The 22,043-nt window shown below is 57.4% G+C and carries 15 protein-coding genes and 2 tRNA genes; 8 read left to right on the forward strand and 9 right to left on the reverse strand.

The window, feature by feature from the left end:
• Positions 1-153 precede the first annotated feature (153 nt).
• Positions 154-5,268: a type ISP restriction/modification enzyme gene (locus G606_RS09880; protein WP_051198509.1), complete on the reverse strand. Its 5,115-nt coding sequence runs from the start codon at positions 5,266-5,268 to the stop codon at positions 154-156.
• A gap of 385 nt (positions 5,269-5,653) precedes the next feature.
• Here G606_RS09880 and G606_RS0104275 point away from each other — a divergent pair, with 385 nt between their 5' ends.
• From G606_RS0104275 to G606_RS09890, 4 genes are all read left to right on the forward strand, one after another.
• Entirely contained in the window at positions 5,654-6,340 is a 687-nt protein-coding gene (locus G606_RS0104275; protein ID WP_026644913.1) for a DUF4357 domain-containing protein, read from the forward strand.
• A 98-nt stretch (positions 6,341-6,438) separates the two neighbouring features.
• A complete protein-coding gene (gene abiEi, locus G606_RS0104280) occupies positions 6,439-6,984 on the forward strand; it encodes a type IV toxin-antitoxin system AbiEi family antitoxin (protein ID WP_026644914.1) in 546 nt (181 codons plus the stop codon).
• Positions 6,977-7,870: a nucleotidyl transferase AbiEii/AbiGii toxin family protein gene (locus G606_RS09885; RefSeq protein WP_051198511.1), complete on the forward strand. Its 894-nt coding sequence runs from the start codon at positions 6,977-6,979 to the stop codon at positions 7,868-7,870. Before abiEi ends, G606_RS09885 begins: the two co-directional genes overlap by 8 nt.
• Positions 7,871-7,935: 65 nt before the next feature.
• Positions 7,936-8,829, forward strand: a complete 894-nt coding sequence (locus G606_RS09890) for a Fic family protein (RefSeq protein ID WP_081664005.1) — start codon at positions 7,936-7,938, stop codon at positions 8,827-8,829.
• 280 nt (positions 8,830-9,109) lie between these two features.
• On the opposite strand, the gene G606_RS09895 is transcribed toward G606_RS09890, so the two are convergent.
• The 4 genes from G606_RS09895 to G606_RS09900 form a co-directional block, all read right to left on the reverse strand.
• Positions 9,110-9,961: a hypothetical protein gene (locus tag G606_RS09895; RefSeq protein ID WP_051198513.1), complete on the reverse strand. Its 852-nt coding sequence runs from the start codon at positions 9,959-9,961 to the stop codon at positions 9,110-9,112.
• Between the two features lie 340 nt (positions 9,962-10,301).
• Entirely contained in the window at positions 10,302-12,809 is a 2,508-nt protein-coding gene (locus tag G606_RS0104300) for an excinuclease ABC subunit UvrA (RefSeq protein WP_026644915.1), read from the reverse strand.
• Between the two features lie 117 nt (positions 12,810-12,926).
• On the reverse strand, positions 12,927-13,586 hold the full coding sequence (locus tag G606_RS0104305) for a nitroreductase family protein (protein WP_231371407.1): 660 nt from the start codon (positions 13,584-13,586) through the stop codon (positions 12,927-12,929).
• Between the two features lie 9 nt (positions 13,587-13,595).
• The gene (locus G606_RS09900; RefSeq protein ID WP_051198516.1) at positions 13,596-14,033 is read right to left on the reverse strand and encodes a MarR family winged helix-turn-helix transcriptional regulator; all 438 of its coding nucleotides are present in this window, start codon (positions 14,031-14,033) and stop codon (positions 13,596-13,598) included.
• 689 nt (positions 14,034-14,722) lie between these two features.
• Here G606_RS09900 and G606_RS09905 point away from each other — a divergent pair.
• Positions 14,723-15,754, forward strand: a complete 1,032-nt coding sequence (locus tag G606_RS09905; RefSeq protein WP_051198518.1) for a phosphotransferase enzyme family protein — start codon at positions 14,723-14,725, stop codon at positions 15,752-15,754.
• A 36-nt stretch (positions 15,755-15,790) separates the two neighbouring features.
• Here G606_RS09905 and G606_RS0104320 read toward each other — a convergent pair whose 3' ends face one another.
• Positions 15,791-16,384: an NADPH-dependent FMN reductase gene (locus G606_RS0104320; protein WP_034523596.1), complete on the reverse strand. Its 594-nt coding sequence runs from the start codon at positions 16,382-16,384 to the stop codon at positions 15,791-15,793.
• Between the two features lie 657 nt (positions 16,385-17,041).
• Between G606_RS0104320 and G606_RS0104330 the strand changes: the two genes are divergently transcribed.
• A complete protein-coding gene (locus tag G606_RS0104330; protein ID WP_026644918.1) occupies positions 17,042-17,794 on the forward strand; it encodes a MerR family transcriptional regulator in 753 nt (250 codons plus the stop codon).
• Between the two features lie 3 nt (positions 17,795-17,797).
• Here G606_RS0104330 and G606_RS0104335 read toward each other — a convergent pair whose 3' ends face one another.
• Positions 17,798-18,547, reverse strand: coding sequence for a M48 family metallopeptidase (locus tag G606_RS0104335; RefSeq protein ID WP_026644919.1), 750 nt, complete (start codon positions 18,545-18,547; stop codon positions 17,798-17,800).
• A gap of 158 nt (positions 18,548-18,705) precedes the next feature.
• Between G606_RS0104335 and G606_RS0104340 the strand changes: the two genes are divergently transcribed.
• Together G606_RS0104340 and G606_RS0104345 are read left to right on the forward strand one after the other, a co-directional pair.
• Positions 18,706-18,779 (forward strand) — tRNA-Ile (locus tag G606_RS0104340).
• 32 nt (positions 18,780-18,811) lie between these two features.
• Positions 18,812-18,884 (forward strand) — tRNA-Ala (locus G606_RS0104345).
• 126 nt (positions 18,885-19,010) lie between these two features.
• On the opposite strand, the gene G606_RS0104350 is transcribed toward G606_RS0104345, so the two are convergent.
• Together G606_RS0104350 and G606_RS09910 are read right to left on the reverse strand one after the other, a co-directional pair.
• Entirely contained in the window at positions 19,011-19,811 is an 801-nt protein-coding gene (locus G606_RS0104350) for a transglutaminase family protein (protein WP_026644920.1), read from the reverse strand.
• 15 nt (positions 19,812-19,826) lie between these two features.
• Positions 19,827-21,977: a circularly permuted type 2 ATP-grasp protein gene (locus G606_RS09910; protein WP_051198522.1), complete on the reverse strand. Its 2,151-nt coding sequence runs from the start codon at positions 21,975-21,977 to the stop codon at positions 19,827-19,829.
• Between the last annotated feature and the right edge of the window lie 66 nt (positions 21,978-22,043).

Genomic DNA, 22,043 nt, shown 5'->3' on the forward strand with positions numbered 1-22,043 from the left:
TGAGCACGCAGAGGCCCGTTTCGGGCGGGTCAGAGAACTGTCGGGATTCGAACATGCTACACTCCAGCTCAGGCCGTGCTTCCTCATTTTCTATTTTGATCACACAACCAATAATGAAGCACGGCTCTTACACGCCGACGTGAGGGGACCCGATTACTTCCACTCCGCAGGCCAGTTCGCAGGTTGGGGAAGTTCTTCCAGCGGAGGTAACGACTCCACAATGTCCAGCGTGCGTAGGCTCACCGTGATGACCTTGCGCACAAGATCCACGATGTAGCGCGGATCGTCGGAGTACAGATTCGGGTCGTTAACGATGCCGGTTTTCTTATCGACGCGCACCTGATAGCGATCGATGATCCAGTCGAGCGCACTCTTGCCATTGACGACATACTGGTATGCACGCGTGGGGATTTCCTGGAAGGTCAAGCGCTCCGCGACCTGCAGCACAGTGGGATCCTTGATCTTCTTACCGGATTCAGGATCCTTGATCTTGTTCGGATACCGCATCTTCTCGGTGCGCCCTGGATTCGTACGGTCGCCAACTTCAACTACTGGATATGGCTCTACATGCTCATAGTCCAGATGCAACTGAGCCAGCTCTCTGCCCGCTTTCATGAAAGCCTTGAAATCTTTGGCCAGTGGGATACGCGGCAGCTCCTTACTCAGATTGTTCTCGAAGCGTTTGCGGTATTCCGGCGAATGCAGCACACCATATACATAGTAGAAAATATCCTCTTTGCTGATGCGCATGCCCGGATATGCCGCGCGGAACACTTGCAGACCGGTATCGGTTATGGCATCATGCCGCACATACTCTGTTCGCTTCTGCGTGGCTCCGTCACACAGATCCAGCATGGTCTGCTCAGCTTTTGGAGCATTGGGATCATCGAACAACGCACCTTGGGCATCATCAGCTGGGACGTCTACCTCCACTTGCTCATACCAATACAAGGGGAAGCACTGACCATGATGGTTAAACTCAAGGTCTGGAAGCAGATTCGACATGATCGCACCGCGCTCACCTACAGTAATCACCTTGTTTTCAAAGCAAGGAGTGTAATATTGTTGGAGCGTCATTTCGTTCGCCGAATTTTCATTCTTTTCTATTTGAAGCAAAGAGGATGAACTAGGGGTTGTTGGAGCGTCCTTTCGCCCGCTCGCTTCCGCGAGCGGGAAAATTCGGGGTTGTTGGAGCGTCCTTTCGTTCATGTATTTGTCAAAGTAAACATACTCTTTACAAAATGGGCGATACACCTCCGCAGTAAACCCATCAAAATTAACGGGAATACGGAAGCCCGATTCAGCATAATCTCTCACACGTCTCGTCCAGCTGAACTGCGCAAAATCTTGCGGCAAAGGAATATTGCTTGCAACAAAAGAGTCTGAGGCGATATTAGTTGAATCAATTAGTTTTCTCATATTGTTTACAACCAACGAAAGCGAGAAGTTGATTGCCCACGCATCACGTTGAGTTTTCAGACCACCCGAATAAGTCTCAAACAACCCGAGAGAGTGCTTATACTTACCCAAGCCTAATGGAACAAAGTCCTGATATGAGTCATCACGTTGATTCAGCCAGTCGCCATGCTCATCGGGCGTCAATATGGTCCATTCGGGATCTTCGTCAACTGCCTGTTTAAGGATATCGAGCTTCTCGTCACGGCTGAGATAGTCACCAATATCTTTGTAATGAATCACACCATGTTCGTCGGAATTTGGATTTTTCACCAGCATCGTGATGGCGATGGTCGCACGGGAACCAGAATCAAATATCTTCCCGCCTTCCTTCCGCGACTCCTCACCTTGCGTACGCTGGTTTCCTCGTAGGTTGTAGACGTAGATGGAGTTGAATTCTTCAATGAAGGAACGACGCACTCCCGCTCCCGCCGAACTGGTTAGCCATCCGCCATTGGAAACAAAGCAGATGACACCGCTATCATTCCCATCCTTGAGGATACGATCTGAAGCCCAACGAAATGCACGAATATAATGGTCGTAGAGCGAGTTATTGAGCGTAGCATCAGATTTTGCTACGTAGGTTTCCCCAATGCGCGCATCCAGGTACTTGTATTCTGTGTTCTGATTGCCTGTATTGTCTTTGTCATTAGCCCGGTATGGCGGATTACCCGCGATAACACGAATGGGAGTCTTCAACTGTTCGCATGCACGACGCGTATTTTCCTCAAAGGCAAGTTCGTGAGGTATCTCATCATCCTTTTCACTCATCTGGAACGTGTCTGTAAGCAATGCCCCCGGGAAGTTGACATAATCACCACCGTGACGAAGATGATATGACTGTTCGATATTAATGTCCATGATTGTGGCAGCCAGAGGCACAATCTCGTTGGAGTGCAGGTCGTGCATGTACTTGTATTCAAGCTGGTCGTCAGCAATCAGACTTGGATCTTCGATCAGGCGGCAGATATAGGTGCCGGTGCCTGCAAATCCGTCAAGCACATGCACACCGTGATCGCCGAGCTGCTGCCCGAATTCGCGAGCGAGAGCGCGCTGCACCATATGCAACTGTGCGTCCACGACCTCAACCGGCGTATAGACAATGCCAAGTTCGTTCGCAGTATCCTTGAACACCTTCGTGAAGAACTCGTTGTAGATCTCCTTGATCAGGTTCTGCTTAGCAGTGTCGGTGGTGATCTGCGCAGCGGCGATCTTGACCGAATCGTACAGGCTGAGCAACGTTGGATCGGTAATGCTGCTGGGCAGACCGGCCGCATACAGCTCATCCATGACCGTATCGAGCGCTTTCATCACGGGATTGTTGTTAATCACCGCATGCTCAGTGAATAGCGTCTCGAAAATCGGCTTCGTAATCTCGTGCTGGGCGAGCACGGTGATGGCCTGCACTTCCGAATAGTCGGGATTGAGACTGTCACGCAGCCCCCGCACATACTCCTCAAATGCTTCCTTGGCCTTGCCATGCTGAACGAGTTCATCAATCTGCTGTGCACGGGCGGCAGCGATATTGGCGATATCCTGTGTCCATTCACCCCAGTAGATCTTCGTGCCGCAACGGCGCACAATCTGCGCATTGATGGCCTTTGCCCACTCATCTGCTGTACCGGTGAATTCCGGCTGTACAGCTTGACCTTGATTGTGGCTACTCTTCACACCGCTGTTGTCGAGATCTTCAGATCCAATCGAGTTTCGCTCCCCATCGCCATTGGACTGATCCAACTGCCCAGAATGCCTATGTTTCCCCTTCAGCTTGAGCTGATCAGCATGAAGCACATCGACCTCAACAATGCGTTTGAGCGCCTCCGTATCTCCGAGCGAAGCTGCATTGATGACCGCTTCGAGCCGTTCATCATGACTACGCAACGCGCGCACCACATCCCAAACAATCTTGTAATTGCTTGATGACAGGATGGAATCCGGATCGGCGCCCAACGGCACCACCACCGGCACGATGATGTATCCAAATTGCTTGCCAGGAGCCTTCCTCATGACACGGCCAACCGACTGAATGATGTCCACATGACTTTTACGCGCATGCAGATAAATGACCGCATCCAGATCGGGTACGTCGACGCCCTCAGCCAGACAGCGCGCGTTGGACAGAATATGGCATTCGTTCGACGGCATATCTTCGGCGAGCCAATCAAGTTTCTCTCGGCGTTCCTCCGCATCCATCGTGCCGTCCACATGGTCGATCTCCACCTTCACCATGCGTCCGTTGCTGATGGTCTCGCGATTCTCTTCAGTGTCTTCCAGACTGGAGGTGTAGTCGTCAATAACCGCCTGGAATTTATCCTTCAACCGTTCGGAATCCTTGATGGTGCTGGCAAAAGCGATAGCGTGATGCAGCACCTGCCGGGATTCGTCATCCTCCAGGCCGGCTTGGGCATGTCGACCGACTACGCCGTTGAGATTGCTTGCATGTCGGCGGTCGAACAACGCCTTCCAACAACCGACGAACTTGGCCGCATCGGACAATGGAATCTGCGATTTCGCTTCGCTGTACCGTTCCTGCATCATGCGGCTCATCTGATCCTCGGCGACCTGCATGACCACAATCTTGTAATCGGTCAACAATCCCAATTGCACGGCCTTGCCGAAGGACAGCGTGTAGGCGACCCTGCCATACACGTCCACATTGTCCATGCTAGCGATTTCCACCGCTCCGGCCTTGGCCTTGTTTTTCGCATCCTCACCATAGATGCGTGGCGTAGCCGTCATGTACAAACGCTTATCGCCACGCACATTCTTATTTGAGTGCACCTTTCGGAAACTCACGTCGTCATCCATCGTGCCAGTCGTGCGATGCGCTTCATCGCACACAATCAAATCAAAATCGCACAAGCCCAGTTCCTGTGCCTCATGAATGACATCAATGGACTGGTAGGTGGAGAAGATGACATTGAGCGCATCTTTCTTGGGCTTGAAACGGTTCGCGATTGTCTGTGCATTGGTCGTAGCCGGGAATGGAATATCAGACAGCTGACCATAGGATTCAGCAGTAGTATGACTAGCCTTGGGACTCGAGCAGCACACATACAGGTTGATACGTCCACGCACCTGATTCACCCAGTTGCGCATCGTTTGTGATACCAGTGAAATCGACGGCGCAAGGAAGAGCACTGTGCCGCCCATCCCCGGAACCTGCTCGGCATAGCGCAAAGCCGTGAGCGTCTTGCCCGTACCACATGCCATGACCAGCGTGCACCGATCATGCTCGTCCAGTTCTTTCCGGACTGCCTCGATCGCTTCCACCTGATGCGGACGCGGATCAAAGGTCTCTCGTTCATTGGGCTTTTCGCCGCGTAGGAAGGCATGCCAATCCAAGTTGGAATCCTTCATCGTATCCAAATCAAGACGCACGATGTCCTTGGGAGACTGGGTAATGAAACTCTCCAGCGTGGACGTATATCCGGAAGCCGTGTCGGCAATCATGAAATGTCCATACAACGGATTGTCCGTCGCATTCATGAAGAACGATGCAAGCTTGTCCTGATTCAGCTTTTTTCCGCGATAGCACTTCGCCTGAATCGCCCAATACGAACCATCCACATCCAACGCAACCAGGTCGATGCCGGTATCAGTATGCCCTCTACGCAATGCTTCGGGCGCATCATCCCACATCCATACTTCAGTGATGCGTTCCACCCACGAGGGATCGTTCTCAAGAAACCATTTGACGGTGTACTCGAACCAAGTGCCCTGCTGCCGCGTATCTACGGACTCGTCAACGATACGCGCAAACAGATCTTCGACGAAGGACCTATCCCCGTCTTCACGATACTCAGCCGCCATTGCCTTATATCCCCTTTCAACCTATTCCATGAGAACATCTCCGATAAGCATTCCTACACTAACACGGCATCGCAGAACGACTGCGAATCTGTTTCGCGAGCGCTATGCTGAACGTGTTCACGAAGAAATAGAAGATTGTTCCAACTTCGGGCGTGTCGCGGGATTCACATCCTGCAGAAACGTTCGTTGAATCTTCGTTTTGCTTCTGAATCAGGCTCTTGTGATGGCCTGCAAAGTGAAAACGCGATAGAGGGTCCGAGGCAACAAGCCTTCGGACCCTCTACTACTCTCAAAGCACGTCAGTCATCATTCTTCGCGTTCGTGCTCCTAACGCTCAGCCAACCTATACTGAGAGCACCATCAATCAACCCGAAGGAGGCTCCCCATGGCGAGGGGCGTGCTGTATGTGATGTCAACGGTGGTGCCGGGACTCATCAAGATCGGCAAGACTGCGACGAATCGCTTCGACGACCGCATGTACGCCCTCGAACGCAACGGCTACAACAACGTGACCGGGCTAAAGCGCAAGTTCGCCATCGAAGTTGAGGATTATGACGAGAAGGAACGCATGCTCGACGACATCTTCGCCAAAGCGCGCGTGCCTGGATCCGAACTGTTCGCATTGGATCTCGACTTGGCCATCGAGTTGCTGTCGTCGTTCGAAGGTCGGCAGATCTTCCCGGAACCCACACAGGAATCCAAACAACAGGTGTTCGACGTCGCCGTACGCAACCACACCGAGTTCACCGCTGTCCAGCGCATCCCCGACGGCGTCTACTTCCTCTCACGGAAACGGCCGCCGCTAAACGTGGAGATGACGGTCGAGGACGGCGCACTCACGATCCGCGCCGGGCAGCATGTCGCCGGTAATGACAGCCCGAGCCTCGACAAAACCGCACGCGCACTGCGCCGCGACAACATCGATGTGCACGGCGTCGTGCGCAACGATGTGCGCTTCAGCTCGCCGTCGCAAGCCGCCGCGTTCGTCACCGGCAGCTCGAGCAACGGGTGGACGCAGTGGAAGACGAAAGACGGCAAACCCATCGCCCAATTCCGCGCACACGACGACTGACATCAACGAAGATACCCTAACGCAGATCTTGAGCTTATCCGACATCCTTGGTCTACAGTAATTACACAATCCATGGTAACTGCTGTAGACTGGAGGATATGGATAGAGCCGCCGCCTTACACCGCCTAGCAGAGGCAGACCGATCGATGGGGCTGTATGTGTATCGCAAGCACGATCTGGCAATTCCATTCGGAGAGACGGGACGTAGGCTCACCGCCACGATTGCTTCATTATGTAAAGCCGGCATCCTCGAACGGGTGAGCAGAGGAGTTTACGTGTTCCCCTACTCCAAGCATATCGGCGCATCCACATTGGATGACATCGCCAAGGCATTGCGTCCAGGCAAACTGGTGTGGGAGAGCCTCGAGAGTGCATTAAGCCAATGGGGCGTTATCAGCCAAATTCCATTAGGCCGCGTCACCTACATGACGACTGGGCGAGAAGGCGAATTCTGCACGAAGTATGGCACAATCGAGTTCACACACAGCGACCTCAAACCCTCGCGCATCATCCCGAATCTGATCATGAGAAAGGGACGCCTACCATTGGCAGGCAAGAGATTCGCATATGAAAATCTCAAAGCCACAGGTCGCAACCTACATTTAATCGACTATGAGGAGCTGGAGGAAGACGAAGATGAGTGAGGAGACACCGGAAGAACTCGCGGCAATCATAGCCGAGGAGGATGCGACGCCAGATATGGTGCCCGTCATCACCAAAGAAATCTATCATTACCATATTCTGTCCGCAATGAGAGAGAACGGTTTTCTGGAGCAGTTAACGTTCCAGGGCGGCACCTCGTTGCGCTTATGCCAAGGCTCCCCACGCTACAGCGAGGATCTCGACTTCGCCGGCGGACCCAGCTTTTTACTCGACGACTTTACCGCATTGGGCAACGCCATCGAGAACAGACTCAAAGAAGTCTCCCCGGAATCACATGTAACCGTTCGTCCGCCAACTCGGGAACGGAAGGTGAACAAATGGAGCATTCAAATCAGAACAGCCCTGCTCGCCAAAGACATGCCCAGCCAGCGTATCAAACTCGAAATCGCAGCCATCCCCTCCTATGATCCGCGAATGACGCTTGTACGGGTCAACTACTCTCATCTCGAAAGCATGTTCTTTCCCCTACCGATCTCGGCAGAAAGTCGCGAAGAGATCCTTGCCGACAAGATGCTTTCCTATATCGCGTCAGGGCACATCCGATACAGGGATCTGTGGGACATGGGTTGGATCGGCAGCCGAACCGACGTCGACCCAACACATGTATGGGAGATGATCGACCGCAAACAGTCCGACTATGGCGAGAGCCCCGACTGGCGAGCACACCTCAAGTCCGACCGCGACATCGCTACCGTCATGCATTCTAAGGAATTCGCAAACGAGTTAGGACGTTTCATCACACCCCAAGCCCGCAGGCGAACAATACAAGATTCACGATGGATCGATGCCACCGTGAACCAACTGAGAGACTTGTACGACGAATACCTGCAGCATGAGCTCTATTCCAAACCGAACTCCACACACTGACCCTCAAATTACAATCTGCCTCCTCCGTCATTGACCGTCATGTTCGCATATGAGAACATGACGGCATGGGTACATCGACGAACGACGAAACAAACGACGTCGTGCCGAACGACATCCGTCGGCGGAACGTCGATCTCGCGCTGCAATCGGTCGCGTTGGAAGGCGGACATATCGACGGCGACTTCGCGGACATATTCATCGCATACGCCGACGGCAAGGTTGATGAGGATCAGCTGACCAAACTCGCAATTGCTCGTTATCCCTATCGCGATGCCGAATTGGAACATCAGACGACCGGCACGAATGCGACAGCCGTCGACCCGTATCTCATCCCCGGCACGCAGGTGCTGCGCAATCTCGTCGGCGTACACGACGCGGAAACGCTCTCCACGATCGAGTTCACATGGTTCACGGTCCGATCGATCAAACTGCAGACGATGCAGATACCGGCGCTCGGCACCGTGCGGCAGCTGCAGCAGATCCACCGCTATCTGTTTCAGGACGCGTACGACTGGGCAGGCAAGCTGCGCACCGTCACCATCAGCAAGGCATACACGACGTTCCTGCCGACGCACATGTTCGTCACGGGCATCCCGTACTGCGAGCGCGCGCTTGCCGACGACCGCTATCTGCGCGGTCTGAGTCGCCGGCGATTCGTGGAGCGGATGAGCGTCCACTACGACGATTTCAATGTGTTGCATCCGTTCCGCGAAGGCAACGGACGCACGCAGCGCTTCTTCTGGGACCTGGTGGCGCGCGATGCCGGATGGCGGTTCGACTGGCGACTGATCGGCAAGCGGGAGAACGACGTCGCATCCGCGCGCGCGATGCTCGTCGGCGACTATGCGCCGCTCATCCGCATGTTCGACAAGATCGTCAAGCCGCTGAGCGAGTCCCTCGCTACCGACGAAGCTGCACTGCTGCGCCGGGTGGACGCCATGTCCAACACGGGCTGCTGAGACACAATGCTTCGGAAAACATCAGTGGATGATGAATGGAGATACAACAAGAGGGTCCGCGGTTTGCCAGCCGCGAACCCTGATATACACAGCCATCGTGCGTACGAAAAGACGGCGCCAAGCGGCGCCTGAAGTGGCTTCGCTACTACAGGGTCAGTCTGCACAGTTACTCTGCACAGTCGCCGTACTCAGTCGATGATCAGATACGACTTGATCATCGAGACAGAATTCGGACGTGAACACGCGGCCCGGTCCCCGCCATACTGCGTCACACAAAACCCTAGATGCAGATGCCCGCGGTTTGGGATTGCGTCGGCAGGTCGAACGCGCCAAGCGCCTTGCATTCCTTGTCGAACTGCGCACGGTTGGCACCGCTCAGATCAAGCTGATGTTCAGGAATCGCAATCAATGGACCATTCGGTTCCAGACCGTCCTCAGTCTCACTGTTATCGACAAGCACGATGCCGACGCGGCGCAGATCGGCACGGGTGACGCTGATGAGCGTGAGCTGGCTGGACATCAGGTAGCGGCGCAGCCAGTTGTAGAGAAAATCAAGCATCGCATCGGACGGTTCGTTCGGCAACGGCAGTATCGGCATGCGCGTCGAGCGCAAATCCGATAGATAGTAGGCGTCGCGCATCCTGACGAACTGTGCGGCGTCCTTGACGACGAGGAATCGTTTTCTGACGAACGCGAGGTAGCGCTCGCACGCGATGAACGGGATGACGATCATGAACACCATCGACACAAAACCCAGCAGAATGTGACCGTACTCGCCAAGCATATACGTCACATACGCAAGTCCGATCACCAACGCGACCATGGCAATGCACACCATCGTGGCGTACGTTTTCTTGCGCAGCATGAGAATCGACGTGATGTCGTTACGGATCACGCGACTCTCCGTTTCCGAACTTGTCTGCGGCAGACGACTGCGACGCGACCAATAGATGAAGAACGGGGAGCCGATGATCGCGAACAACGCGGCGATGAACGTGAACACGATGATCGGATAACTCCACTCGCCGAAATCGTTGAGCGCCGCGACCACCAGAAACGCGAAATCAACAAGCGTAAGACCCCAGCCGACGAGCTGCCAGAACAAATACGGATGCCGCTGCGAAAAACTCATGTCGCCGCCTTTCCCGCTCCTTCGTCGCACGGTGTCCCTTCAGCATAGAAGCGGCGGGGGCGAGGCGACGCGTTCATCTCAGCAGCCGTCGACGCTGCCACGAAGCGTAGCAAAGAGGGCGGCGGTGATCGGCCGGACGTCGGTCGGCACCGCGGCTGAGCGAACGAGACTGGTGCAGACTGCACCCAGTCCGATCGCTATCGGCTGGCTAAGCGAACGCGGCCGGTACAGACTGCACCCGGTCCGGTCGCAACTGGTCACCTTAGCGAACGTGTTGGGGGCGCCCCGCACCCACTCCGATCACAACCGACCCACACACCCGCGCCCACGCACCCGGCCTTCACCGCCGCGTCACGCCGACGCACGGCGCCAGATATTCGCCGGTCACGCTGAGCGGATTCGCGGCGACCTGTGTCGGCATGCCGGTGGCCACGATTTCGCCGCCGTTTTCGCCGCCGCCGGGTCCCATGTCGATGATCCAGTCGGCGTTCGCGATCATGTCGAGGTCGTGTTCGATCACGAGCACGCTCGCACCGTGGTCGATGAGCTTCTGGAAGACGCCGATCAACGTGCATACGTCAAGCGGATGCAGGCCGATCGTCGGCTCGTCGAAGACGAATAGCGTCCCCTTCTGCGCGCGTCCCATTTCGCTCGCGAGCTTGAGTCTCTGCGCCTCGCCGCCGGATAGCGCCGGCGTGCTCTCGCCGAGTGTCAGGTAGCCGATGCCGAGTTCGTGAAGCGTCGCGAGTTTCGCATGGATGCGCCGCTGCCCGGCGAACACAACCATTGCCTCATCGACCGTCATCGCGAGCGCGTCCGGCAGCGACACCGCGGTTGCGCCGTCCGCGGGCGTCCACGTGATCTCACCCGCCTGATCGCCGTAGCGGCTGCCGTGGCAGTCGGGGCAGTCGATGTCCACGTCGGGCAGGAACTGCACGTCGAGCGTGATCTGCCCGGTGCCGTCGCACGTCGGGCAGCGCAGCGAGCCGGTGTTGTAGGAGAACGCGCCCGCTTTCAGGCCGCGCGCCTTCGCCGTATCGGTGCGCGCATACAGGCGACGCAGATCGTCGAGGATGCCGCTGTAGGTGGCGACGGTTGAGCGCACGTTGGCGCCGATCGGCGTCGCATCGATTATCGTGACGCGTTCGATGCCCGGCGCGTCAAGTGCGCGTACGTGTTCGGGCATGCGTTCGTCGGCGATCTTCGCGTTGAGCGCGGGCACGAGGCTTTCGAGAACGAGCGTCGTCTTGCCGGAGCCGGAGACGCCGGTGACGACGGTCAGTCGATGTTTCGGGATATGCGCGTCCAACGCGTGCACGGTGTGCAGCGGCGATGTCGCGATGTCGATCGAACCTTCATCGAACATCGCGTCGGCGGCTGTCTGCGGACGCACGATGCGCGCACGTTCATTCGCGAGGAACGGGCCGATGAGCGAATGCGGATCGTCTTCGACGTCGCCCACCGTGCCCTGCGCGATCACGGTGCCGCCGTGCGCGCCGGCGCCGGGTCCCATTTCGATGATCCAGTCGACGTCGCGCAGCACGCGCGTGTCGTGGTCGACGACGATGACGGTGTTGCCTTGCGCTTTGAGGTCGCGCATGACGCCGATGAGTCCGTCGACGTTCGCCGGGTGCAGGCCGATCGACGGTTCGTCGAGCACATACATCGCGCCTGTCAGTTCGCTGCGCACGGAGCGCGCGAGCTGGATGCGCTGGCGCTCGCCTGTAGACAAAGTGGAGCCTGCACGGTCGAGCGTCAGATAGCCGAGGCCGAGTTCGAGCAGACGACGCGCGGTGCGCGTGAATTCGTCGACGATCGTCCGCGCCATCTCGCGCATGTCGTCCGGCATCGTCGCGGGCACCGTGCGCACCCACGCCGCGAGGTCGTCGAGCTGCATCGCGCACTGTTCGGGCAGCGTCCTGCCGTCGACGGGCAATGTACGCGCGCGTTCGTTGAGCCGTGTGCCGTGGCAGTCGGGGCATCGTTCCTCTTTGATGAACGGCTCGACGCGCTTGAGCGCCTTCGAGTCCTTCGCCTTGTCGAGCGCGTTGAGCACGGTGCGTTCGGCGCTGAAGTATGTGAAGTCGAGTTCGCCGGCGCGGTTCAGTTTCTTCGAGTGGTACAGAATGTGCCGTTTCTCGGCGGGGCCGTGCAGCACGATCTCCTTCTCATGATCGGTGAGGTCCTTGTACGGAACATCGGTGCGCACGCCCATCTCACGGCACACGTCGACCATGATCGACCACATCAGCGAACGCCACGGCGCGACCGCTCCTTGTTCTATGGTCAGATTCGGGTCGGCGATCAACGTCGACTCGTCCACGGTGCGCACGATGCCCGTGCCTGAACATGCCGGACAAGCACCGCCCGAATTGAAAGCGAGATCCTCGGCGCCAAGCGGCTGCACATGCTCGCCGCACACCGGGCAGACGATCGGCCTCTCGAGCGCGACATTCGGCGTCGGATCAAGCATATGGCCGTTCGGGCAGCTGTAGTTGCCAAGACGGGACGTCATCAGCCGCAGACTGTTGAGCAGCTCGCTCATCGTGCCGAAGGTGCTGCGGATGCCGGGAACGCTCGGCCGCTGATGCAACGCGAGCGCCGGCGGCACATGTTCGATCGCGTCGAGCTTCGCCTCACCGCTCTGCGCGATGCGTCGACGCGTGTACGTCGACAATCCTTCCAGATAGCGACGCGACCCTTCCGCATAGAGCACGCCGAGCGCGAGCGATGATTTGCCGGAACCCGATACGCCCGCGACAGCGACCATCTCGCCGATCGGCACCTGCACGTCCACATGTTTGAGATTGTGCACGCGCGCGCCAGTGATATCGATTGTCTTCGCCATGCGATCGCTCCTAACCTATTTCACGTAGTTCCGAGCGTAAGGCGTGCGCGGGCGCTCCGCCGCAGGCGCACCGTTGCCTGTGGTTACCGGTCGGAAAGTGACCGGAGTGCACAGGCCTCACTGCACCCATGTGAAGTGCTGGGCACCTGCTCCAAGTTCAAAGTGGTATTTCACCAATCCTTTGTTCACTCCGGCAAAGATGCTCTCCTCGCATGTGATGGAGACGTCATGCCCTGTGCCGGTGATGAAGAAATCCTGCTTGTCAAGCGCCGTAGGCGCGAAGAGCGCCGCCTTGACGCCATCAGTGAACCATTGCGGAGCCGGGCCGTCATACGAACTCACCTGCGCGGGTGTCTTTGTTTTGTGGGGCGTGCCTTGTGTCGCCCCGTACCCGACGACCACAACGCCGACGGGTTTGGCGCCTCCCGCCTCCCGCTGCACGGTTTTGCGGCTGAACGTGCCACCGACCCACCATGTGTTGAGTCCGAGGGTCTGTGCATATAGCATGAGATCCGCGCCGGCGTATCCCAGACGCTCGTCGGCGCCGTCGGGTCCCGCCATGATGAAGAAATTGTTGACGTCTTTCGCCAACAGCAGCTTGATCGCCATCGGAATCGCACTGCCGTTGTCTGTCATGAGTTTGATGGACAGCCCATATGCTTCGTTGTTCTTCTGTACGCGTTCTTCCAATTTCGCCACGATATCCGCAGGAATGGGTTTGTCGAGATATTTACGGACCATGTGACGTTCACTCATCGCTTGTTGCATATCCATCATGGAATCCTTTCATTCATTGGCTTGTGTGGCATTGAGCTGTTTCGCACGTTCGGCCATGTGGGCAAGACGGCGCTCGAGGAAGGAGACCTCCTCGTCCGTCATCCCTTGCGTCACGTACGCGTCCCACTCGTCTCGAAGTCCACGGATGGTTGGTTCCAGGGCTTTCGCCTGAGGGGTGAGCCATATCCGCTTGGAGCGGCGATCGTCCATCTGTGTCCGACGCAATACGAGGTTTTTCGATTCCAGTTTCCTCACGATGCGCGCCGTAGCCGCCTTGTTGACCGCGAGCACCGCCGAGAGCCGCTCCTGTGTCAGGCCGTCCTCCTCGTACAGTGGCGCGAGATACATCAGTTCCGATGCGGTCATGTTGGCTTCCCGTATATGACGGCCGAGGAAAACATTCAACTGCCGCATCAGCACGACCACACTGGGTCCGATCAGCTCCATCACAATCCTTCCGTCACCATCCACGATACACGGATTAGTTGATATATCAACTAATATAGTGGCACTATCCCACTCAACTCATCGACTCATGGATATTTCCGCGTATTGACAACGTTCTTTGAGGATGCGTCACCGGTTTTCCAAGATAGGCGCGTCTATATTGGAGACGTCAGCTCACGGGATACGCGAACTGGGATAACTGAATATCTCCTTTTTCTTTCTCTCTACAGTGTTCGGCTGGGGCTGCGACTACGCAGCCCCAGCTTTCTCTGTTGTGCGGTGCGATGAACGCTCGTTGAGCGGTGCGAGGAGCGCGTCAATGTATCGATATGACAATCCACAATCGCCATCCCGTGTCACAATCGACCTTCACAATCCGCCATTCAGCGCTAAAATCGACGTTCAGCACACGCCATTCCGTGCAACCGTGTTGCTTGCATACCACTCCCGCGCTGCGGTACGGTGGGAGGTGCCGTAGCGTACCGCAGCGCGACAAAGTCAGAAGCCGCTGGTGTCATCCCCTTCACTCGCGTCGGCACCGAATACGCCCTGCTCCCCGAGCAACTCGAACACGCCGGAGATCGCGTCAGTCTGCCGCCGTACATGAGCGGGCTGCTGTAGCAACTGCGACAGCTCGCACGGTCAACCGCATCGCAGTATGTAGAGCAGTATGTAGAAAGGAGCAGTCCATGATGTCACGCAAGGAGACCTTGGGAGTTCTCGGGCATTGGGGATTGGCGGATGAACCAATCACTGACATTCACCCCAAGGGCAGTGGAGAGGAAGAAGCCAGGGCCTTTTACGTCGGCGATGATTGTGTCCTGAAGTGTTCCGGAAACCTCGATGAGGTCAAAAATGCCGTGGCGCTCTACGAGGCACTGCACAGTGCCGACAAATGCGTGTCCCCAATCATCAGGACAACAGATGGCCGCGCATATGTACAGGACAGCGGACTGTTCTTCTATATGACCCAGAGAATCTTTGGTGCGCAATTGTCGGTTCAGGATTTTTACGAAGGGGATCACGCCACCAAAGCACGGATCCTCGGTGAGGCCATTGGAAAACTGCACCACGCTTTACGTCAAGTGACGGCGTCCGTGAACGATGTGAACCCGTACGAATCGGTGAAAGACTGGGCGTTGCCGACAATGAAACGCGTCCTTCCGCTTCCCGAATCATTCTGTCAGAAGTATTTGCATACATTTGGGGAATTGTATGATCATCTGCCCAAACAGATCATCCACGGTGACCCGAATCCATCGAATATCATCGTCTCGCACGACGAATGGAGTTTTATCGATTTCGAACTGTCGAAGAGCAGCCTGCGCATGTACGACCCCTGTTACGCAGCCCTCGCCATTCTCAGCGAAAGCTTTGACCCGAACGATGATGCCGCACTCTCGACATGGCTGAACATATACAGAAATATCATAAGCGGCTATGACGATGTGATGCGACTCACCGACAAGGAACGCATCGCGCTTCCTTATGTGATCGTGGCGGAACAGCTGACCAGTACGGCATGGTTCTCGGAACAGAGCGGATACACGAAACTGTTCGAGACCAACAAGCGCATAGCCGAATGGCTCATCTCCGTTTTCGACGAATTGGGATTCGACAGGATTCTGGATTCAGCAACTGTACACATCACCCTCAATCCGGCTTCTAGGCGTATTGGTGCTGCAAATCATTGGAATTCCAGCGGTCCACAACACCAATAACCATGCAGGCGCGCGTGTCGGTGAAATACAGTCGGACTACTGCTCGGCGACCATACCGATCAACGCGTCGGCCTGGTGTTCAATCGACGTGCGCGCGGCGTCGTCGAGTTCGAGGGTGTTGCTGACGAACATCTCACGGCTCAACGCGACACCGGTGAACGTGGCCGGCGCGAAACGCATCTTCATGAACTCAAGGACCGGCAGCAGTGTTGCGAAGCTGTCGCGCACGCAATTCGCGCCACCGGCGCCGCTCATCGTCATCGTCTTGCCGAACAGCGGCGACGGCGAACCATCCTCAGCCGGACGCGACAGCCAATCGAGCAGATTCTTGAGCGGACCGGGCATCCCGTGGTTATATTCGGGAGTCACGATCCACAACGCGTCGGCACCCGCGACCGCGGCGCGCGCGGAGGTCACCGACTCCGGATTCGGGAACTCCTCATCCTGATTGAACACGGGCACGTCATGCCAATCAAGGAAAATCACGTTCGCACGTCCCGCGAGCGCATGCGCGGCGAACTGCGTGAGTTGTTTGTTGAACGACTGTTTGCGCAGCGAACCGACGATCATCAATACCGTCGGCAGACTGCCGTCATGTTCCGCGATGCGCGCTTCGTTGGCTGGTTCCATGGTTCGTTCCTTTCGTGGAATCGGATTAGTGATGTACCTGTTCCAACAGATTGCGTGCACCGACGCATCCGCGTCTCGCGATGAGCTGAGCGCAGTGGGCATATGTACGGATGTTGTCGTGCGTGGTGTGCGTGGCGTCACGCAGTGCCGTCGTTGCGCCGATGTCGTGTCTCTCCTTGCGCTCGTACGGGTTCACAAATCGGCAATCGGTGCTGTCAGACGATTTGTGAACTGCTGCGCCGCGGACGCTCACGGCACATGTGCGCAAAACGATTACGTATGCGCACATGTGTGCCGAATGATGATGCCTGTGTGCGCAAATGTGCGGTTCTCACAGCGCGCGCGGCACAGCATCCGTACGTGCAGGTCACAAATCAACGATTCGATCGAACTATCGATATATGAACGACGGTGTCCTGTGACGCCACCGCCCGCCCACGAACGAGACTATCACCAACCTATGCCATTCACACTGTCACATCACTATCATTCACACTGTCATATCACTATCACTGTGATGGTGTGATGATAGTGATGTGACAGTGTGATGATAGCGACACCACAATACTCATCCACTTTTTCTTAAATCCGATTACTCGACACGCCGTTCATGTTGACCTTCACATCATGTCAGGCCGTAGCGTACGAATCATGCGAATGAGTGAACAACGGACGATCGGCGAGACGTCGGCGCTGTGCGCGGTGAGCGTACGGATGCTGCGGCATTGGGAATCGACGGGACTGCTCCGGCCGAGCCGAGACGGCAACGGATACAGGTTGTACAGCGAAGACGACATCGCACGCATCCGTCGTATCCGTCTGTACCGTGACCTCGGACTCACGACGGAGCAGATCCGCGCGGCACTCGACGGTCCAACCACGACAACGCTCGCATTGATGCGCGACCAACGGGCGCGCATCAGCGACCATATCGCACAACTGCAGCTGATGTTGCAGGACATTGATGAACTCAGCGCATACGCACACAACACGAACAAGGATGAGCATATGAACGACCCATATATCAACGAAGCACACGAACGTTGGGGAGACAGCGCACAGTGGATGGAGTACGCGGAATACCGCACCCGTATGAACGACGCGCAGCAGCAAGCGGACCGCGACGCGATGCAGACAGTCGAACATGAACTCGCGCGGGCGATGCGCGACGGCGTCGAACCAGGCAGCGACACCGCGAACGAACTCGCGTTGCGGCACAGGGAATCACTCACGTGGTACCACGTGACGCCGTCGATGCACGTGTGTCTTGCGCAGATGTACACCGCGGATCCGCGGTTCCGCGCACATTACGACGCAATCGAACCTGGACTCACGGAATGGTTGCGCGCGGTCATCGAAGCACAGGCCGCCACGGAGGGTGTGGACGTCGAGCACGCGCGTTGGGAGTAGTGTTCAGCTGCGCGTCTGGGGTACTTCGAAGATCGTACAGCGGTTGAGCTCGCGACGCAGCTCCTTCCACTCGGGCAACGCGTCACTCATTCTCGCTTGGAAGCCGGCGCCATGACCATGCTCCCACAGATGCGTCATCTCATGGACGAGCACGTATTCGAGGAACTTCGGATCCATCAATCCGAGCTGCAGATTCAGGCGGATTCGCGATGTCTTCGGCGTGCATGACCCCCATCGTGACGTCATCGCACGCACGGTGATCTTCGACGGCGAACGTCCGATGATCGGCGTCCACTTCTCCACAAGCGCCGGAATCCGCTGTTCGATCGAGCGCCGCGCCTTCTCGACGTACTGTTCGTTCCACGTGAAACCCGCTGCTGAGTTTTCGGCGTCGGTTTCACGCGCTGCGGAGACTTCGGCGCCGGCGGCGGCGATCGACGGCGACGGCACCGACGGATCCACATCCGCCGACGCGAAGGTGCGCGAACGCGCGACCGCCATCTTGCGCAACGCATCATCGATCCACTCGCGGCGGTCGCGCACGAAATCGATGATCGTCCGTTCGGACATGCGCGCGGGGGCGGTCACTTCGACGGCGCCATACGGTGGCTTAATACGCAGATACATGTTGCGGTTGTTCTTGCGCAGCACCGTCACCTGCAGCCCGTCGACATTGAGCGTCTCACGCGAGATCAGCGCACGCCGCGACGGTGCGGAGAACGAGCGGGCACGAGGCATTCCACGAAAAGACATACGAGCATTATCAACATGCATTCGGACATATGTTCGAATGTGCACCGAAGGTCAGACGGCGCGTAGCGCGAGCGACGACACGCCGAACGGCGGTCAATTTGCACAAGTACACCTTGAAGTGTATTCTCTTTATCTGTTGCGTCTAGCGCAATCGGATCGGGCCCGTAGCTCAGGTGGTTAGAGCGCATCCCTGATAAGGATGAGGTCGGAGGTTCAAGTCCTCCCGGGCCCACGTGGGGAGCATTCTCACGTGTTCCCCCGTTCGGGGCTATAGCGCAGCTGGTAGCGCATCTGCTTTGCAAGCAGAGGGTCCCCGGTTCGAACCCGGGTAGCTCCACTCACGACAACCGTTGAAAACACTGGGTTTTCAGCGGTTTTTCTGTTTTATCCGGCAGCAGCGGGGCCTGTTCGGGCAGCCGCCCGCAACAGCGCAAGCATCGCACTCACGCTGCGCACAGCCGCCCTACACGAGACTCTCATGCACGGACGCGTTCACCCACTGGGTCTGCGCCACATTGTCGCCGGAGAAGACGCCGATGTCGAGCATGCAGTCGCGGTAATCACGGCCATGCGCAATGGTGATGTAATTGTCGTCGACCATACGGTTATGTGTGGGGTCCAGACCGATCCAACGGCGGTCGCGATACACCTCGACCCACGCATGCGTCGCCCCTTCCCCGTCGAGCAATCCCGCGATATAACGAGCGGCGATGCCAAGGTCGCGGCATACGGCGAGCATCACATGCGCATAGTCCTGGCAGACGCCCTTGCGTTGCGCGAACGCCTCTTCGGCGGTCGTCTGCACTGTGGTGGATCCGGGAGTGTAGTCGAACGACCGATACACCTCATCCATGATGACACTTGCACGGTCCAGCTCATCGGTGCCATCCCCCAATGCATCGATTCGGGTGCGGCAGCGCACAATCAGCGCTTCGATCGCCGGCCCCGGCTTCGTCAACGCGGACGGGAACCGATACAACGGCTTGAACGGCTCCTCCTTGATGTTCGCATTGTCCACGAACGCGATGCCGGTCACACGATAGCCGAACTCGCTGTGTGCCTGCGGCATGTAGCCGGTCATGACGAGCGAACCGAAGGAATCGATCGTCGACTCGAGCTCCACCTGCGGCTCCATCTGCACATCGACGTCGATGACCTGCTGACGAGGGCCGGTCACCGGGGCGCAACGCAACTGGAAACGGTGCTCGGCCACCGGCGCGCTGAACGTCAGTTTCATCTCATACGCAAAGGTCAGTTTCTTCACGCGACACACCTTATATCATGCACACAGATGCTCAGTCGAATCGGTCCGCAGACCAGACAGCATCGCGGCCAGAGCCTCGGAAATCGGCGCATAGCCGCGCACCAAGGTCTGTTCGATGAGCCACACCAAACCAGATTCAAGGCATTCTGGCATCTGCAGACCATCCAGCACCTGCACATAGGTGGTCATCTTACGCAGCGGCGCGTCAAGCTCCTGCGTCGAAAGCCCGAAACGCGTATACAGATCCACCCGTTCCAGATACTTGCCGAGGAACAGCAACGCCTTGAGCGGCGCGTCGATCTGCGAATCCTCGATACCGCCCCAGAAGGACAGGATGAGGTCGGCTATGTCGCGATGATCATACAAATCGTCGGCATGCGAGGAATGCGCGGCGGCCTCGTCGATTCCACCCATCGCCAGCTCGATGTACTGCAACAGCCGCGAGCCGAGCTCGGGACGCAGCGGCACCGCGTTCGTGAATGCACAGCGGATGGCGGAGCGAATCGAGTCGGGATTCTCGCCGTCATACAGGAACGACGTGATGAACGTATCGAAATCAGCGAAATCCTGCGGAAGGTCGAGCGCGCTGGCGAACGGGCGGAACGCATCGACGTCGGTGTCCATGACACGGTCATAGAACGGCAGGAACGTGTTCAACGTCGTGAACACGCGCTCGCTGTAACGGCCGAGCCAATAGAGGTTCTCCACTTTCGACTTCGTGATGAGCGCGCTCGAATGCGCGGCGGATTGCGCGGACGCGCGGACACTGGCCGGCTTGATCAGTTCGACGTGCGGCGACGTGTCGTATTCCACGCCGGTGTCCTTCGCGAGCACCCATGTGTCCTTGAATCCGCCGCCCTGCGACGAGTTGACGATCATCTGCCCCGGCACGGACGAGTAACGGGTGAGACCGGAATACCAAACATGCGTGTTCTGCCCCGTGAGTACGAATGCGCGCAAATCGCATTTCCTGGGCGTGCGCTCGCCCGTGTCGGGATCGATGACATCGATGTCCTTGAACTGGATGACTTCCTGCGCGATGAAACGGCGCGGCTCCTCGGCGATCTTAGCGGCGAGGTCGCGACGCTGTTCGCGGTCGAGCGACGAACCGAACACGACGCCGTAGCCGCCTGCCTCGGCGACGTCCTTGACGACGAGCTCGCCAAGTCTGTCCATGATTTCCTTGCGATCTTGTTCGAACAGCGGCATATAGGTAGGCGCGTTGTTGAGCAATGGCTCCTCATGCAGGTAATAGCGGATCATCTGCGGTACGAAATAATAAATCGCCTTGTCATCGGCCACGCCGTTGCCCGGCGCGTTCACGATGGCCACATTGCCGGCGCGGTAGGCGCTCAGCAGCCCTGGCACGCCAATCACCGAATCCGGGTTGAACGCGAAGGGGTCGAGGAACTCGTCAGACAGACGTCGGTACAGGACGCCGACGCGGTGGCGACGGCCGGCGTAATCAAGGAAGAACAGCCGGTTGTCGACGACCTCGAGGTCTTCGGGGAACACGAGCGTGGCACCGGTCTTCTCGGCGAGATATGCGTGTTCGAAGAACGCCGAGTTGTAACGGCCCGGCGACAGGACGACGGCCATGCCTTCGGTCGAGACGAAATCCATCGATTTGCGCAACAGCCGCGGATAGTCCCGGTTGTCGCGCACGCGCACGTCACGGAACAATCGCGGCGTGGTGCGGCGCTCGATATCACGGGCGAACAGCGGATAACTGGCGCCGGAGGGGATGCGCAGATTATCCTCGAGCACCCACCAAGCGCCGTCCTCTCCCTGTACGAGATCCTCGCCGGCGATGTGCGCGAAGACGCCGCCGGGAGGCGTCACGCCGTTGACCTGCGGGAAATACCCGGAGCAGGTGTAGACGAATTCCTCGGGAATGATGCCGTCGCGCACGATGCGCTTGTCCGAATAGATGTCGCGCAGATAGGCGTTGAGCGCGTTCACGCGTTGCTTGAGACCGGCTTCGAGCTGATCGAACTCATCGGAGCCGAGGATGCGCGGGATCGGATCGTAAGGGAAGAGCTGATCCTGGTATTCACCGTTCTTGTAGATGCCGAACCGCACGCCGTTGCGCGCCAGTTCGCGATTGAGCGCGTCGCGCCTGTTGACGAGTTCGTCCGCCAATTGCTGTGCCGCTGAAATGACCATGTCCTTCTCCCATCCATTCCATATTTATGCATGTACATGCCCTCTGTATGGATTATCGCGTCCTGT

The sequence above is a fragment of the Bifidobacterium sp. AGR2158 genome (genome assembly GCF_000424225.1).
Taxonomy (GTDB): Bacteria; Actinomycetota; Actinomycetes; order Actinomycetales; family Bifidobacteriaceae; genus Bifidobacterium; species Bifidobacterium anseris.